14 protein-coding genes are annotated in these 15,581 nt (G+C 68.5%); 2 read left to right on the top strand and 12 right to left on the bottom strand.

Annotated elements, in window-relative coordinates:
• Window positions 1–19: 19 nt before the first annotated feature.
• Entirely contained in the window at window positions 20–364 is a 345-nt protein-coding gene (locus AW273_RS33415; protein ID WP_157556420.1) for a nucleotidyltransferase family protein, read from the bottom strand.
• Window positions 365–535: 171 nt separating this feature from the next.
• Between AW273_RS33415 and AW273_RS33410 the strand changes: the two genes are divergently transcribed.
• A complete protein-coding gene (locus tag AW273_RS33410) occupies window positions 536–1,489 on the top strand; it encodes an ankyrin repeat domain-containing protein (RefSeq protein ID WP_062357237.1) in 954 nt (317 codons plus the stop codon).
• A gap of 598 nt (window positions 1,490–2,087) precedes the next feature.
• On the opposite strand, the gene AW273_RS33405 is transcribed toward AW273_RS33410, so the two are convergent.
• Together AW273_RS33405 and msrA are read right to left on the bottom strand one after the other, a co-directional pair.
• Window positions 2,088–2,417: a putative quinol monooxygenase gene (locus AW273_RS33405; protein ID WP_030456110.1), complete on the bottom strand. Its 330-nt coding sequence runs from the start codon at window positions 2,415–2,417 to the stop codon at window positions 2,088–2,090.
• Window positions 2,418–2,688: 271 nt separating this feature from the next.
• Window positions 2,689–3,351, bottom strand: coding sequence for a peptide-methionine (S)-S-oxide reductase MsrA (gene msrA / locus AW273_RS33400; protein ID WP_062357235.1), 663 nt, complete (start codon window positions 3,349–3,351; stop codon window positions 2,689–2,691).
• 119 nt (window positions 3,352–3,470) lie between these two features.
• On the opposite strand from msrA, the gene rarD reads away from it, so the two are divergent.
• A complete protein-coding gene (rarD, locus tag AW273_RS33395; RefSeq protein ID WP_062357233.1) occupies window positions 3,471–4,373 on the top strand; it encodes an EamA family transporter RarD in 903 nt (300 codons plus the stop codon).
• On the opposite strand, the gene AW273_RS33390 is transcribed toward rarD, so the two are convergent.
• From AW273_RS33390 to AW273_RS33350, 9 genes are read right to left on the bottom strand one after another with little or no spacing between them, the layout of a single operon-like run.
• The gene (locus tag AW273_RS33390; protein WP_062357231.1) at window positions 4,370–5,353 is read right to left on the bottom strand and encodes a polyprenyl synthetase family protein; all 984 of its coding nucleotides are present in this window, start codon (window positions 5,351–5,353) and stop codon (window positions 4,370–4,372) included. The genes rarD and AW273_RS33390 overlap by 4 nt on opposite strands.
• A 12-nt stretch (window positions 5,354–5,365) precedes the next feature.
• Window positions 5,366–6,916, bottom strand: a complete 1,551-nt coding sequence (gene nuoN / locus AW273_RS33385) for an NADH-quinone oxidoreductase subunit NuoN (protein WP_062357229.1) — start codon at window positions 6,914–6,916, stop codon at window positions 5,366–5,368.
• Complete coding sequence (locus tag AW273_RS33380; RefSeq protein WP_062357226.1) at window positions 6,913–8,424, bottom strand: NADH-quinone oxidoreductase subunit M; 1,512 nt, start codon at window positions 8,422–8,424, stop codon at window positions 6,913–6,915. The genes nuoN and AW273_RS33380 overlap by 4 nt, the downstream gene beginning before the upstream one ends.
• Complete coding sequence (gene nuoL / locus AW273_RS33375) at window positions 8,424–10,328, bottom strand: NADH-quinone oxidoreductase subunit L (RefSeq protein WP_439648649.1); 1,905 nt, start codon at window positions 10,326–10,328, stop codon at window positions 8,424–8,426. The genes AW273_RS33380 and nuoL overlap by 1 nt, the downstream gene beginning before the upstream one ends.
• Window positions 10,329–10,337: 9 nt before the next feature.
• Entirely contained in the window at window positions 10,338–10,634 is a 297-nt protein-coding gene (nuoK, locus tag AW273_RS33370) for an NADH-quinone oxidoreductase subunit NuoK (protein WP_062357224.1), read from the bottom strand.
• The gene (locus tag AW273_RS33365) at window positions 10,631–11,383 is read right to left on the bottom strand and encodes an NADH-quinone oxidoreductase subunit J (protein ID WP_062357222.1); all 753 of its coding nucleotides are present in this window, start codon (window positions 11,381–11,383) and stop codon (window positions 10,631–10,633) included. The genes nuoK and AW273_RS33365 overlap by 4 nt, the downstream gene beginning before the upstream one ends.
• Complete coding sequence (nuoI, locus tag AW273_RS33360; RefSeq protein ID WP_083950244.1) at window positions 11,376–11,891, bottom strand: NADH-quinone oxidoreductase subunit NuoI; 516 nt, start codon at window positions 11,889–11,891, stop codon at window positions 11,376–11,378. The genes AW273_RS33365 and nuoI overlap by 8 nt, the downstream gene beginning before the upstream one ends.
• Window positions 11,884–13,230: an NADH-quinone oxidoreductase subunit NuoH gene (gene nuoH, locus AW273_RS33355; protein ID WP_062357219.1), complete on the bottom strand. Its 1,347-nt coding sequence runs from the start codon at window positions 13,228–13,230 to the stop codon at window positions 11,884–11,886. Before nuoH ends, nuoI begins: the two co-directional genes overlap by 8 nt.
• Window positions 13,227–15,569, bottom strand: coding sequence for an NADH-quinone oxidoreductase subunit G (locus tag AW273_RS33350; protein ID WP_062357307.1), 2,343 nt, complete (start codon window positions 15,567–15,569; stop codon window positions 13,227–13,229). The genes nuoH and AW273_RS33350 overlap by 4 nt, the downstream gene beginning before the upstream one ends.
• Window positions 15,570–15,581 lie beyond the last annotated feature (12 nt).

Below are 15,581 nucleotides of genomic sequence, written 5' to 3'. Positions count from 1 at the left end.
CGCCCCTGCTCCCACCTCATCAAGATCTTCCCTCTTCGATCTTCAGTCGTACGAGCGGACGGGACCGCACGGACTCCAGGAACGGATCGCCGTTCGCGGAGTCCCAGTGGATTCGGCTCGTCCGGCGGATGTTCACCTCCCGGCCGAGGCGCCGCTCCGCCTCCCGGGCGACGCCGTAAAGGTCGTCCTCGTCCGCCTCACCGACGACGAGGACGTCGAGGTCTCTGGGGACCCTGCCGGGCTCGCCGCTGTAGCGCGCCGCCCAGGAACCGTAGATGTACGCCTCCTCCACCCCGGATACGCCGCCGAGCAGTTCGGGCAGAACCGCCACCGGCCCGTACGTCAGGGCCAACAGATCCGTCAACGACCGGGCCACCACCAAGTTCCATGTTTGGCGTGCCCGTTTCGCAGTGGCTTATCAAGCGCGGACAACCTCATTGGTGACGCATCGACCTGGTTGGGGTGCGGCGCGAAATGTCGGTCGGCGCCGCCATGCTCTGTCGCGAACGTGTTCGACGTCTCGAGGAGTCTTGCCATGCAGAAACCCGGATGGTCCGGTCTCAGGTGGAACGACTGGAAAGACCTCGAGCTGATCCGGGCCAGGCTCGACGCCGGCGCCGATCCTGACCTGCCCACCGACTTCCACGAGCCGCCGCTGACCGTCGCGGCCCAGGCCGGTTCCCCGGAAGTGATCGCCGAATTGGCCGCCTGTGTCCGTGACGTCGACGCAGAGTACGCCGGATGCACCCCGCTCTGGGACGCCGTCTACGCAGGCCGCCCCGACAACGCCCGCGCCCTGGCCGAGGCGGGCGCCGATCCCTGGCGCCCGATGATGGCCGGATGGTCCCCCGGCCGGCTCAGCCTGGCCAGCCCCACTCCCGATCTGTTCCCCGACCGCCCCGCTGGCGTGCGCCTGTCCGCCGCCGAGACCGCCGCCGTCGCGGAGGCTCGGCGGCTGAACGCGGCCGTGGGCCGCTACTCCCCCCACGAAGGGCTGGGCGTAGCATGCGTGTCCGGCATCGGCGCGGCCGAGGCGGTGCGGCGCCTGGAGGCCACCCCGCTCGGCGACGACGAAGACCCCCACGAGGTCGTGGCGCGGTACGCCGATGGCAAGGAGTCCATGGCCATCGTCGGTGTGAGCGACGTGCCCGGCGGATGCGTCGTCACCCAGCCGTGGGGATTTATGCCGTCCACTCCCAAAGTCGGTGAACTCCTGTCGAAAGGCACCGTCTGTTACGCCATGTACGCCAACGCGGCGAGCGGCAATCAGGGCAGGTTCCACCGCGACGGCGTCCAGATCTATTGGGACGACCGCGGTGACCCGAGCCCCGAGCATGCCACCGACGAACTCCTGGACTGCTATCTCTACAAGCGGCAGGCCGTGGCTTACTCCTGCGCCCGCGCGGGCCTGCGGCTCACCGACCGTCGCCCCATCGTCGGCCCGCCCGACCTGTGGGTCAGGCTCCCAGAACGGGACTACTGGCACTGAACGTCAGACCGTGGATCACAGATCTGCGGCAGGACGAGCCCGCGGGCGAAGAGATCACGGAGGTCGGGCTGGGTCAGAGGCGGCGGCGTGCGCGGATATCGGTTCTGGGTCGTCGGGGTCGCGTTTGTGATCAGATGGTGGCGAGGCCGGTCGGACAGGCTTTCACGTCGATCTGGGCGTGCTGAAATTCCTCGTCCGTGGCGGTCGCCAGGAAGGCCGCAATCCGTCAGGATCATCGCATGCGGTTACTCGTTCTTGGCGGCAGTTGGTTCCTTGGCCGGGCAATCGTGGAGCAGGCCCCTGCAACGTGGACACACAGTGACCACCTTCAATCGGGGCCGGTCGAATAGCGACGTACCCGGAGCGGAACCGATCCGTGGCGATCGCGGTCGGCCAACGGACCTCGCGGCGTTCGCCGCCCGCGGTAACTGGGAGGTTGCCGTCGACACCAGCGGAATGACACCTGAGCTGGTAGAGCGCGCCACCGCCGCACTGTCTGGCACCCTAGGCTGGAATTGCGGCCGTTCCACATCGAGGTGATCGTGGCTCCGGCGGGCAAGGTGAGGGCGAGCCTCCAGCCGGTGATCGCACGCTTGCCTCACGACTCAGGCACGGCCATCTCTCCGAGAAGTGACCAGTCGTCCTGCGGAAGCGTCGCGTTGACGATCCGGGGGGTCTCGGCGAGATGGCGGGGCAACGTCTGCTGCGCCTTCCTGAAGTGATCGGACTGGACGTGCGCACCTCCCGCATCGCCATCCCGAAATGCCTCGACGAGGACGTACTCCGTCGGGTCCTCGACACTGCGCGACCAGTCGAACCACAAGCAGCCAGGTTCACCGCGAGTGGCCTCGGTGAACTCGCGTACGATCTCCGGCCACTGGTCGGCATACTCGGGCAGCACGTGGAATTTCGCCGTGATGAAGATCATGGAATGTCTCGCAAGTCAGTGAGATGGCATGGTACGACCGGCATGACCGGCGCGTGATCCGTCGAGTCTAACCAGACGGCCGCCGCCCGACGGAGACCGCGACCCCCACCCGCCGACGCCGAGGGGTGCGCCCAGTCCCGTCCTCCATGGTGAGCACTACAGCTCGACTGGAGCTCGTGAAGAAACTCGTCGCCGAACACACATCTGGCCCGAGATCAGCTCCCCGCAGGGACCCGACCAAGGGCCAGTGGTTCAGGCCGAAGCCGCAGCTCTACGCCTCACCGGAAGTGAGCCCGACAGGACAAGCGACACCCGTCCCGCCGATCCCGCAGTACCCGTTGACGTTGCGGTGCAGGTACTGCTGGTGATAGTCCTCCGCGTAGTAGAACTCCGGCGCCTCCCGCACCTCAGTGGTGATCTCCCCGTACCCCGCCGCCGAAAGCACCTCCTGGTAAGCCGCCAGCGACGCCGCCGCCGACTTCTCCTGGGCCTCGGAGTGCGTGTAGATCGCCGACCGGTACTGCGTCCCGACGTCGTTCCCCTGTCGCATGCCCTGCGTGGGGTCGTGCGCCTCCCAGAACACGCGGAGCAGCTCCTCGTAGGAGACCTTGGCAGGGTCGAAGACGACGCGGACGACCTCGGTGTGCCCGGTCAGCCCGGAGCACACCTCCTCATAGGTCGGATTGGGGGTGAACCCGCCCTGATATCCCACCGCGGTCGACACGACTCCGGGGGTCTGCCAGAACTTGCGCTCCGCGCCCCAGAAACATCCGAGACCGAAGTCGGCGACCTCGGTTCCCTCGGGCCACGGCGGGGTCAGTGAGGCTCCCAGGACAAGGTGCCGGTCGGCCACCGGCATGGTGGCGGACCGTCCCGGGAGCGCGTCGCCGGCGCTCACCATGGTCGCCTTGTTCGTACCGAAGATCCAGCCCATGTCTACCTCCTGACCACCTCAACCAAGGTGCACCAAGCTTTGTTCCGTTAGAACCACTTAACTATCAAACCAACACCACTTATTTGTAATAAACAAGGTAAGCAGCCAAACTAGGGTTCATGCCTGATTTGCACCGAGGAGTCTGGTACGGCATCGCCGCATACGTCCTCTGGGGCCTGTTCCCTCTGTACTGGCCTCTCCTCAAGCCCAGCGGGGCCGTCGAGATTCTCGCCCACCGCATGCTCTGGTCGCTGGCCGCCGTGGTCGCCATCCTGGCGGTCCGGCGTCACTGGAAGTGGATCAGGCGGATGACCCGAAGGCAGCTTCTGCTGCTGACGGCCGCGGCGGTGCTCGTGTCCGGCAACTGGGGCGTCTACATATACGCGGTCAACACCGGGCACGTCGTGGAGAGCGCCCTCGGCTACTTCATCAACCCGCTGGTCAGCATCCTGTTCGGCGTGGTCATCCTCGGTGAGCGGCTGCGCAGGTGGCAGTGGGTCGCGGTCGGCCTGGGGGCCACCGCCGTCGTCATCCTCACCCTGGGCTACGGGCAACTGCCCTGGATCGCCCTCACGCTGGCCTTCAGTTTCGGCCTGTACGGCCTGGCCAAGAAGAAGGCCCAGGTCGGAGCGGCCGAGAGTCTCACGATCGAGACGCTGGTCATGCTGGTCCCGGCCGCGATCTACCTGTTCACCCTGGGCGGGGGCAACACCTTCGGCGACCACGGCGCGGGGCACGCCCTGCTGCTGATCAGCTCTGGCATCGTGACGGCGGTCCCGCTGTTGTTCTTCGCCGCCTCGGTCATCACCGTGCCGCTGACGATCGTGGGGCTGCTCCAGTACATCGCGCCCGTGCTGCAGTTCCTCTGCGGGGTGCTGATCGTGAAGGAGACCATGCCGGCCGAGCGCTGGCTCGGGTTCGGGGTGGTCTGGCTGGCCCTGGCGGTGTTCACGTGGGACAGCCTCCGGTACGGCCTCGCCAAGAAGCCCGTACCGGAGAAGGAACTGGCGACGGTCGGTTAGCCCGAGCGCTCCACCACGAAGTCGCACAACGACAGCAGCGCGGCGCGGGCCGGGATGTCGGGCAGTTCGGAGAGCTGCTCCTTCGCCCGCGCCGACCAGCGTTCCAGCTCGGCCCGCGCCAGCTTCAGCGACTCCGACGCGCGCAGCAGCTCCAGCGCCTCGTCGATGTCGGCCTCGGGCACCGGGCCGGCGACCAGCGAGCGCAGCCGGGGGTTCTCGTCGGAGCCGAGGGCGTAGAGGACGGGCAGGGTGCGGATGCCCTCACGCAGGTCGGTGCCGGGGGTCTTGCCGGAGGTGTCCGAGGCGACGTCGATGATGTCGTCGCCGAGCTGGAAGGCCACGCCGATGGCCTCGCAGGCCGCCGTCAGCCGCAGCACGACGTCCTGGGGCGCGCCGGCCAGCATCGCGCCCAGCCGGGCCGAGGTGGCGATCAGGGAACCGGTCTTGTCGGCCAGTACGTCGATGTAGTGCTCGACGGGGTCGACGCCCTCGGCGGGGCCGACGGTCTCGCGGATCTGGCCGCGGACCAGCCGGGCGAAGGTCTTGGCCTGGATGCGGACCGGCTCGGGTCCCAGGTCGGCCATGATGTCGGCGGCCCGCGCGAACACGTAGTCGCCCGTCAGGATCGCCAGCGTGTTGTTCCAGCGGGCGTTGGCCGACGGCTTGCCGCGCCGCTCGGACGCCTCGTCCATGACGTCGTCGTGGTAGAGCGTGGCCACATGGGTCAGTTCCATGACGACGGCGCCCGGGATGACCCCGGGCGCCGTGTGGTCGCCGAACTGGGCGGCGAGGAGGACGAGCATCGCGCGGAAGCGCTTGCCGCCCGCCTCTATCAGGTGTCTGGACACGTCCGTGACGAACGTGTCCTCGCTTTCCACCGCCGAACGGAGCTGCTTCTCCACAGCCGCGAGGCCGTTGGAGAGGTCCTCGGCCAGCCGCTCGTCGGCGACGGGCAGGTCAACAACGGGCGGCGCGGCCATAGCAAAGCTCCCTTATTGGACGAACAACGACTTCGCAGCCTTTTCCGCCAGATCGAGCACAGGCTGCGGGAAAACCCCCAGGGCTACCGTAGCGAATGCCGAGAAGCCGACCACAGTCGACGTGGCCCACGACGGCGTGACGACGGTCGGGCCGTCGGCCGAGGGGTCGCTGAAGAACATCAGCACGATCACGCGGACGTAGAAGAACGCCGCCGCCGCCGAGGCCACGACCGCGAGCACGACCAGGCCGGTCAGCCAGCCCTGGCCGAGCGCGACGGCCGACCTGAAGACGGCGTACTTGCCGAAGAAGCCGCTGGTGAGCGGGATTCCGGCGAAGGCCAGCAGGAAGAAGGCGAACACGCCCGCCAGCTTCGGCGAGCGCTTGCCCAGGCCCGCCCAGCGCGACAGGTGCCACGCCTCGCCGCCCGGGTCGCGAACCATCGTCACGACGGCGAACGCGCCCACCGTCGTGATGCCGTAGGTGACCAGGTAGAACAGCAGGCCCGACAGCGCCAGCGCGTTCTGGGCGGCCTCGCCGACGGCCATGACGCCGACGAGCAGGAAGCCCGCGTGGGCGATCGAGGAGTAGGCCAGCATGCGCTTGATGTCGGTCTGGGTGATCGCCAGGATCGAGCCGACCACCATCGTCAGGGCGGCGACGCCCCACATGATGGGCTGCCAGTTCCAGCTGTCGTTGCCCAGCGCGACCCAGAAGACCCGCAGCACGGCGCCGAAGGCGGCCACCAGGGTTCCGGAGGCCATCAGCGCGGTGATCGGGGTCGGGGCGCCCTGGTAGACGTCGGGCTTCCACGCCTGGAAGGGCGCGGCGCCGATCTTGAAGAGCAGGCCGACGCCCAGCATGGCCGTGCCGACGAGCAGCAGGGTCTCGGTCCCGCCCGCCGTGGCGAGCGCCTCGCGGATGCCGGCCAGGTCGACGGTGCCGGCGAAGCCGTACAGCAGCGCGGTGCCGTACAGGAAGAAGGCCGAGGAGAACGCGCCGAGCAGGAAGTACTTGACCGACGCCTCCTGCGACAGCAGGCGGCGGCGACGGGCCAGGCCGCACAGCAGGTAGAGCGGCAGCGACATGACCTCAAGCGCGACGAACATGATCAGCAGGTCGTTCGAGGCCGGGAAGAGCAGCATGCCGCCGATGGCGAACAGGGCCAGCGGGTAGACCTCGGTGTGCGCCGCACCCTCGGTGATCGCCTTCTCCTCCTCGGCGGAGCCGGGGACGGCCGCCGCGGAGGGCACGAACTGCTCCTCGTCGTTGATCAGCAGGACGCTGACGAACGAGAGCACCAGGATGGCGCCCCAGATGAACAGGGTCGGGCCGTCGACCGCGACCGAGCCCATCGCCGCCGGGGTCGTCGGGACGCCGCGGATCGTCTGCAGGATGACCAGCGCGAACGCGCCGACCAGCGACAGCAGCGTCAGCGGGACGTGGACCGCCCGCCGCAGATAGCGAGGCGCGAACGCCTCGACGAGCACCCCGATGATGGCCGCGCCGAAGATGATCAGCAGCGGGGCCAGTGCGAAGTACTCGATGGTGGGAGCCGTGATCACTGGCCCTCCTTAACAGCGACGACCGGAGCCGGGTCGGTGACCTTCACGTTGACGAGCGACTCCTTGACCGCGGGGTTGATCACGTCGAGAAGCGGCTTGGGGAAGAAGCCCAAGACGACGATCAGGGCGATCAGCGGCGCGACGACCCAGCGTTCGCGCCCGTTGAGGTCCTTCATCTCGGCGACCGACTCGGCGGTGGGGCCGTTCATGGTGCGCTGGTACATCCACAGGATGTAGATGGCGGCGAGGATGACGCCGGTCGTGCCGATGATGGCCGGTACGGCGTAGCGCTCGAAGGTGCCCAGGAGCACCATGAACTCGCTGACGAACGTGCTCAGACCGGGCAGCGACAGACCCGACAGACCCGCGATCAGGAACGCGCCCGCCAGCAGCGGGGCGACCTTCTGCACGCCGCCGTAGTCGGCGATGAACTGCGAGCCGCGACGGTAGATCAGGAAGCCCGCCACCAGGAACAACACACCGGTCGAGAACCCGTGGTTGACCATGTAGAGCGTCGCGCCCGAGGCCGCCGTGGTGGTCATCGCGAACACGCCCATCGTGATGAACCCGAAGTGCGAGATCGAGGTGTACGCGATGAGCCGCTTGATGTCGGTCTGGCCGATCGCCACGATGGCGCCGTAGACGATGCCGATCACCGACAACGCGATGACGACCGGGGTCGCCCACTTGGCCGCGTCGGGGAACAGCTCAAGACAGAACCGCAACATGCCGTAGGTGCCGACCTTGTCGAGCACGCCCACGAGCAGCACCGCGGCGCCGGCCGGGGCCTGCGCGGCGGCGTCGGGCAACCAGGTGTGCACCGGCCAGAGCGGCGCCTTGATCGCGAACGCGATGAAGAAGCCCAGGAAGAGCCACTTCTGCGTCGTCGGGTCGGTGACCGCGCCGATGAGCTCGGGGAACAGGAAGCTGTTCTTGTCGGCCACGTTGTAGAGCGCGATCACGGCCACCAGCATCAGCAGGCCGCCGAACAGCGAGTAGAGCAGGAACTTGACCGCCGCGTAGGACCGCTGCGCGCCGCCGTACGACCCGATCATGAAGTACATCGGGATCAGCATGGCCTCGAAGAACACGTAGAACAGGAAGACGTCGGTCGCCGCGAAGACGCCGATCATCATCGCTTCGAGGACGAGCAGCAGCGCGAAGTAGGTCCGGACCGAGCGCTTGCCCTGCTCGGCGTCGTGCCAGGAGGCCAGCACGACGATCGGCACCAGGACGGCCGACAACAGGATCAGCACCAGCGCCACACCGTCGACGGCCACCGCGTAGTGGACGCCGAAGGAGGGGATCCAGTCATACGTCTCGGCGTACTGGAACCGGTCGCCGTTGGGGCTGAAGCCGACCGTCATCACGACGGCCAGCACCAGCACGAGCAGCGAGACGCCGAGCGTCGCCTGCTTGGCGAGCTTGTCGTTCTTGAGGAACGACACGCCGAGCGCGCCCAGGACGGACACGCCCATCAGGATCGAAAGCCACGGGATGGCGGTCATCACAGGGTCCCAACCACGAACCAGGCGCCGGCCAGCACGGCGGCACCGACGAATATCGACAGGGCGTACGACCGGACGTAGCCGGTCTGGATCTTCCGCAGCCTGCCGGAGGATCCGCCGACGCCGGCCGCCAGGCCGTTGACCACACCGTCGATGCCCCGGTTGTCGAAGAAGACCGCCAGGCGGGTGAGCCACTGGCCGGGGCGCATGAACAGCGCCTCGTTGAGGGCGTCGCCGTAGAGGTCACGACGGGCGAAGACGGTGAGGAACGAGCCGCGCGGCGCCACGACCGGCACCTCGGCGCGGCCGTACTTGGCGATCGCGATCCCGGCGCCGACGGCGACCAGGGCCAGGGTCGCCAGGCCGGGGACGCTGATCGGGTGGAACCCGGGCAGCTCCGCGGGCAGGCCGACGGCCGGGCCGAGGAAGACCATCAGGCGGTTGCTGAGGATCAGGTAGGCGCCCAGGCCGACCGAGAAGATCGACAGGACGATCAGCGGCCAGGTCATCACGGCCGGCGACTCGTGCGGGTGGGCCTTCTCGTCCCAGCGCTTGGGGCCGAAGAAGGTCATCACGACCATGCGGGTCATGTAGAAGCCGGTGATGCCGGCGCCCACCACCGCAAGCCAGCCGAGGATCGCGTTGTGGTGAATGACCGTCTCGATGATGCCGTCCTTGGTGAAGTAGCCGGACAGCAGCGGGAAGCCGATGATCGCCAGGTAGCCGATGAAGAAGGTGACGAACGTGATCGGCAGCAGCTTGCGCAGGCCGCCGTAGCGCCGCATGTCGACCTCGTCGTTCATGGCGTGCATGACCGAACCGGCGCCGAGGAACAGGTCGGCCTTGAAGAAGCCGTGGGTGATGAGGTGGCCGATGGCGAAGGCGTAACCGGCCGGGCCGATGCCCGCGGCGAGCATCATGTAGCCGATCTGCGACATCGTCGAACCGGCCAGGCCCTTCTTGATGTCGTCCTTGGCCGTACCGATGATCGCACCGGCCAGCAGCGTGGCCACACCGACGATCGTCACGACCAGACCGGCCGTGCTGCCCTCGGGGAAGAACGCGGCGCCCGAGCGGACCACCAGGTAGACGCCGGCGGTGACCATCGTCGCGGCGTGGATGAGGGCCGAGACCGGGGTCGGGCCCTCCATCGCGTCGAGGAGCCACGACTGGAGCGGCAACTGCGCCGACTTGCCGCAGGCGCCGAGCAGGAGCAGCAGGCCGATCGCGGTCTGCACCCCCTGTGAGGCCTGGGCGGCGTTCGGGAAGACCTCCGCGTAGGACAGCGTGCCGAACTGGGCGAAGATCAGGAACATCGCGATCAGCAGGCCGAAGTCACCGACCCGGTTGACCACGAACGCCTTCTTCGCGGCCACTGCCGCCGACGGCTTGTACTGCCAGAACCCGATCAGCAGGTAGGACGCGAGACCCACGCCCTCCCAGCCGATGAACAGGGCGACGTAGTTGTCGGCCAGCACCAGCAGCAGCATCGCCGCGACGAACAGGTTCAGGTAGGCGAAGAACCGCCGCCTGTCCGGGTCGTGCGACATGTAGCCGATCGAGTAGATGTGGATCAGCGAGCCGACGAACGTGATCAGCAGGCAGAACGAGATCGACAAGGGGTCGATCAGGAGCCCGATGTTCGCGACGCCCGGGATGAACTCGTAGAGGTTCACCGACTGGCGGCGCTGCGCCGGGTCGAGCCCGATGAGCTGAAGGAACACGAGGGCCGCCACCACGAAGGCGCCGACCGACATGAGCACGCCAAGAAGGTGGCCCCACTTGTTCGTGGCGCGGCCACCGATGAGGAGAATCGCGGCACCGGCGAGTGGCAGCACGATCATCAGCCAGGCCAGGCTGATCGCACCGCCCCCGGTGTGCGACAGGATCTCTGCGGGTTCCACGGCCACCTCTTAGTACTTCAGCAGGCTGGCGTCGTCGACCGACGCGGACCTGCGGGTTCGGAAGATCGTCACGATGATGGCCAGGCCGATGACGACCTCGGCGGCGGCCACGATCATCACGAAGAAGGCGATGACCTGACCGTCGATGTTGCCGTTCTGGCGGGCGAAGGTGACGAACGCCAGGTTGCACGCGTTGAGCATGAGCTCCACGCACATGAACACCACGATGGCGTTGCGCCGGACGAGCACGCCGATCCCGCCGATCGCGAACAGCAGTGCGCTGAGCACGAGGTAGTGGGTGGTCACTTGTCCTCACCTTCCAGGATCTCGGCCACCTTCGGGTCGATGGTGCCTTCTTCGGCCTCGTACCTGGCGATGTAGCGGTTGACCGACAGCTTGGAGATCTTGCCGTCGGGCAGCAGCGCGGGCATGTCGATCGCGTTGGCGCGGGCGTAGGTGCCGGGGCCGGGCAGCGGCGAGGGGTCGATGCCCTCCTCGCCGTACTTGACGAAGCGCTCGCGCGACAGTTCCCGCTGGGTCGCCTTCTGCTCCAGGCGCTCGCGGTGGGCCAGCACCATCGCGCCCAGCGCCGCGGTGATCAGCAGCGCCGAGGTGACCTCGAAGGCGAACACGTAGCGCGTGAAGATCAGCTCGGCCAGCGACGGAACGTTGCCCGCCGCGTTCACCGCGCCGAGGCCGACGGCCGGGGCGAACACCACGTTGCCGACGCCCAGCGCCACCAGGGCGGCGAAGGCGAGCCCGGCGACGACCGCCCAGAAGCGCTGTCCCCTGATCGTCTCGACGAGCGAGTCGGACGAGTCGACGCCGACCAGCATCAGCACGAACAGGAACAACATCATCACGGCGCCGGTGTAGACGATGATCTGCACCGCCGCCAGGAACGGGGCGTCCTGGACCGCGTAGAGGATCGCCAGCGAGAGCATCACCACGCCGAGCATCAGGGCGCAGTAGACGGCCTTGCGGCTGAAGACGAGGCCGAGTGCCGCGCTGACCGAGACGACGGCGAGCACCCAGAACGTGATGGTCTCACCCATTGTCGCGTCCCAGTCGGTAGTAGTCCTCTTCGGTCTCCCCGAGGCGCATCGCGTGGGGCGGCTGCTCCATGCCCGCGGTCAGCGGGGCGAGCAGCATCTCCTTGGTGTAGATGAGCGCCTCGCGGCTGGAGTCGGCCAGCTCGTACTCGTTGGTCATCGTGAGCGCCCGCGTGGGGCACGCCTCGATGCACAACCCGCAGAGGATGCAGCGCGCGTAGTTGATCTGGTACGTCCGGCCGTAGCGCTCCCCGGGAGAGAAACGCTCCTCGTCGGTGTTGTCGGCGCCCTCCACGTAGATGGCGTCGGCGGGACAGGCCCACGCGCACAGTTCGCAGCCGACGCACTTCTCCAGGCCGTCGGGCCACCGGTTGAGCTGGTGCCGCCCGTGGAAACGCGGCGCCGTGGGCCGCTTCTCCTCCGGGTAGTTCACCGTCACCGGCTTCTTGAACATGTGGTGGAAGGTGACGCCGAACCCCTTGACGGGGTTCAGCCACTCGAACTTAGGCACTGGGGACCTCCTTGCGATTCGCCCCGTGATAGTGCGGCAGATCCAGCGGCGGGACCGGGAATCCACCGGCGGTGGGCTCCTCGCGGAGCTGCTCGAACTCCTCTTCGACCTGCTCGGCGCGGGCCTCGCGGCGGCGCTGCTGCACGGTGTCGAAGCGGAAGAAGACCGCGAGGGCGCCGATCACCACGATGGCCATCAGGATGAAGACCGGGGTGCTCTGTTCGACACGCAGCGCGCGGAAGGTGGCGACCAGCAGGATCCACGCCAGGTTCAGCGGGATCAGGACCTTCCAGCCGAAGGCCATGAGCTGGTCGTAGCGGACACGCGGCAGCGAGGCGCGGACCCAGACGAAGAAGCAGAAGATCAGCACGATCTTGGCGAAGAACCAGAGCAGCGGCAGCCAGCCGACGTTCGCGCCGTCCCAGAGCGAGATGGGCCAGGGGGCCCGCCAGCCGCCGAGGAACAGCGTGACCATCACACCGGAGACCACGAACACGTTGACGTATTCGGCGAGCTGGAACATCGCGAACTTCAGCGAGGAGCTGTATTCGGTGTGGTAACCCGCGACCAGCTCGCCCTCGCCCTCGGGGAGGTCGAAGGGCACCCGGTTGACCTCGCCGAACATCGTCATCGCGTAGATGAGGAACGACGGGATCAGCAGGATGGCGTACCAGCTCGGCAGCGGGACGTCGAGGCCGAAGATGGTCGCGGTGCCGCCGTCGGCCTGCTTGGCGACGATCTCCGAGGTGGAGAGCGTGCCGGCGTACAGGAAGACCGCCACGAACGACAGGCCCATCGCGATCTCGTAGGAGACCACCTGGGCCGACGAGCGCAGACCGCCGAGGATCGCGTAGGGCGACTTGGAGGCCCACCCGGCCAGCACGATGCCGTAGACGCCGATCGAGGCCATCGCGAGGATGAACAGGACCGCCACCGGCATGTCGGTGAGCTGGAGCGGGGTCTTGTGGCCGAACATCGAGACGACCGGGCCCATCGGGATGACCGAGTAGGCCAGGATCGCCGGCACCGAGATGATCACCGGTGCCAGGAAGAAGATGACCTTGTCGACCTTGCGCGGCATCAGGTCTTCCTTGAGGCCCATCTTCAGACCGTCGGCGACGGTCTGGAGCAGGCCGAACTTGCCCGCCCGGTTGGGGCCGTAGCGGTGCTGCATGCGCGAGATGAGCTTGCGCTCAAGCCACACGCCGAACAGCACGCCCAGCAGCAGGAAGACGAAGATGACCAGGCCCTTGATGATGCTGATCCACACGGGATCGTGGCCGAAGTCGGCCAGCCCGGGGCCGGGGCTGGCCGGGCTTGCCAATGTCAGGAGGCTCATGAGGCACTTCCGATCGTGACGACGTCGCCCGCCTCGGCCCGCAGGTCGCGGGCGACCGAGACTCCGCCGGAGTTGGCCGGCACCCAGACGACCCGGTCGGGCAGGTCGGCGATCCGCAGCGGCAGGATGGCGCCGTTGACGGAGACCTTGTCGACCGCGCCGATCTCGGCGGCGGTGGCCGGGGACAGCAGCGCGACCGCGTCGCGGGCGGTGCCCGCGAGGAACGGCTCACCGTCCTGCAGCTTGCCGTCGTCGAGCAGCAGGTGCCAGCTCGCCAGGACGGCCTGACCCTCACCGGGCTCGGCGACGGTGCCGCCGGTGACGCTCGGCGCGGCCGGGCGCCCGCCCTTGTAGGAGCCCAGGGCGCCGAGCTCGCGGCGGACCGCGGCGACGTCGGGCAGGCCCAGGTGGACGTCCATCGCGTCGGCGATGGAGGCGATGGCGCGCAGGTCGCTCATCAGGCCGGGCTGCGGGATCGACGCCTCGAAGGAACGGCCGCGGCCCTCCCAGTCGACGAACGTGCCGGCCTTCTCGGCGACCGCCGCGACCGGCAGCACCACGTCGGCGCGGTCGGTGACGGCGCTGGCCCGGATCTCCAGGCTGACGATGAACGGCGTGTTCTCCAGCGCCCGCAGGGCGAGCTCGGGGTCGGGCAGGTCGTAGGGGTCGACGCCCGCGATGACCAGCGCGTCGAGCCGCTCGTCGAGGGCGGCCCGCAGGATCTCGCCCGTGTCGAGGCCGACCTGGGCCGGCAGCGAGGCGACGTTCCAGACCCGGGCCACTTCGGCGCGGGCGGCCTCGTCGTCGACCGGGCGGCCGATCGGCAGCAGGTTGGGCAGCGCGCCCGCCTCGACGGCGCCGCGCTCACCTGCCCGGCGCGGCACCCAGGCCAGCCGGGCGCCGGTCGAGCCGGCCAGCCGGACCAGGGCCGACAACGCGCCCTTGGCCGAGGCCAGGCGCTCACCGGCCATGATGATCGTGCCCGCGGGCAGCTTGACGCCGTCGGAGATGAGCTCGCCGATCGACTCGGCCTCGGCGCCGGGGACGGTCCGGATCAGGGTGCCGCCCATCTTGGCCAGGCCCGGCGTGGCGAACGGCGCCAGCGAGTAGACCTTGAGCCCCTTCTTCTGGGCCGCCTTGCGCAGCCGCAGGAAGACGATGGGCGACTCCTCCTCGGGCTCGAACCCGGCCAGCAGCACGGCCGGGGCGTTCTCGAGGTCGGTGTAGGAGATCTCGATGCCCTTGCCGGCCACCGAGTGGGCCAGGAACTGGGCCTCCTCGGCGGAGTGGGCGCGGGCCCGCATGTCGATGTCGTTGGTGCCGAGGGCGACCCGCGCGAACTTGCTGTAGGCGTAGGCGTCCTCGACGGTCAGCCGGCCACCGGTGAGCACACCGGCCTTGCGGCCCGCGAGCCCGGCGGCGGCGGCCGCGAAGGCCTCCGGCCAGGAGGCCGGGACCAGCACGCCCTCTTCGTTGCGGACCAGCGGGGTGCGCAGGCGGTCGGGCTGGGTGGCGTAGGAGAACGCCCACCGGCCCTTGTCGCAGTTCCACTCCTCGTTGACCTGCGGGTCGTCGCCGGCGAGGCGGCGGGTGACCTTGCCGCGCCGGTGGTCGGTGCGCAGGGCGCAACCGGAGGCGCAGTGCTCGCACGCGCTCGGCTGCGAGACCAGGTCGAACGGGCGCGACTGGAAGCGGTAGGCCGAGCCGGTCAGCGCGCCCACCGGGCAGATCTGGATCGTGTTGCCGGAGAAGTAGGACTGGAACGGCTCGCCGTCGGCGACGCCCACCTGCTCCTTGGCCCCGCGCTCGAAGAACTCGATGAACGGGTCGCCCGCGATCTGGTCGGAGAAGCGCAGGCAGCGTGCGCACTGCACGCAGCGCTCACGGTCGAGCAGCACCTCGGTCGACAACGCGATCGGCTTCTCGAAGGTGCGCTTCTGCTCGACGAACCGCGACTCGCCCTGGCCGTTGGACATCGCCTGGTTCTGCAGGGGGCACTCGCCGCCCTTGTCGCAGACCGGGCAGTCGAGCGGGTGGTTGAGCAGCAGCATCTCCATCACGCCGCGCTGCGCCTTCTCGGCGACCGGCGAGGTGAGCTGGCTCTGCACGACCATGCCCTGCGCGACCTCGATCGCGCACGAGGGCTGCGGCTTGGGGAAGCCCCGGCCGTTGCCCGCGTCGGGGATGTCGACGAGACACTGACGGCAGTTGGCCGCCGGGTCGAGCAGCGGGTGGTCGCAGAAGCGGGGGATCTGGATCCCCAGCAGCTCGGCCGCCCGGATGATCATCGTGCCCTTCGGCACGCTGACCTGGAAGCCGTCGATGGTGAGCGTCACCATCTCGACGACCGC

This window comes from Herbidospora yilanensis, assembly GCF_001570565.1.
Taxonomy (GTDB): domain Bacteria; phylum Actinomycetota; class Actinomycetes; order Streptosporangiales; family Streptosporangiaceae; genus Herbidospora; species Herbidospora yilanensis.
Note: the sequence above shows the minus strand (reverse complement) of the source record. Positions and strands in the feature narration are given on the sequence as shown.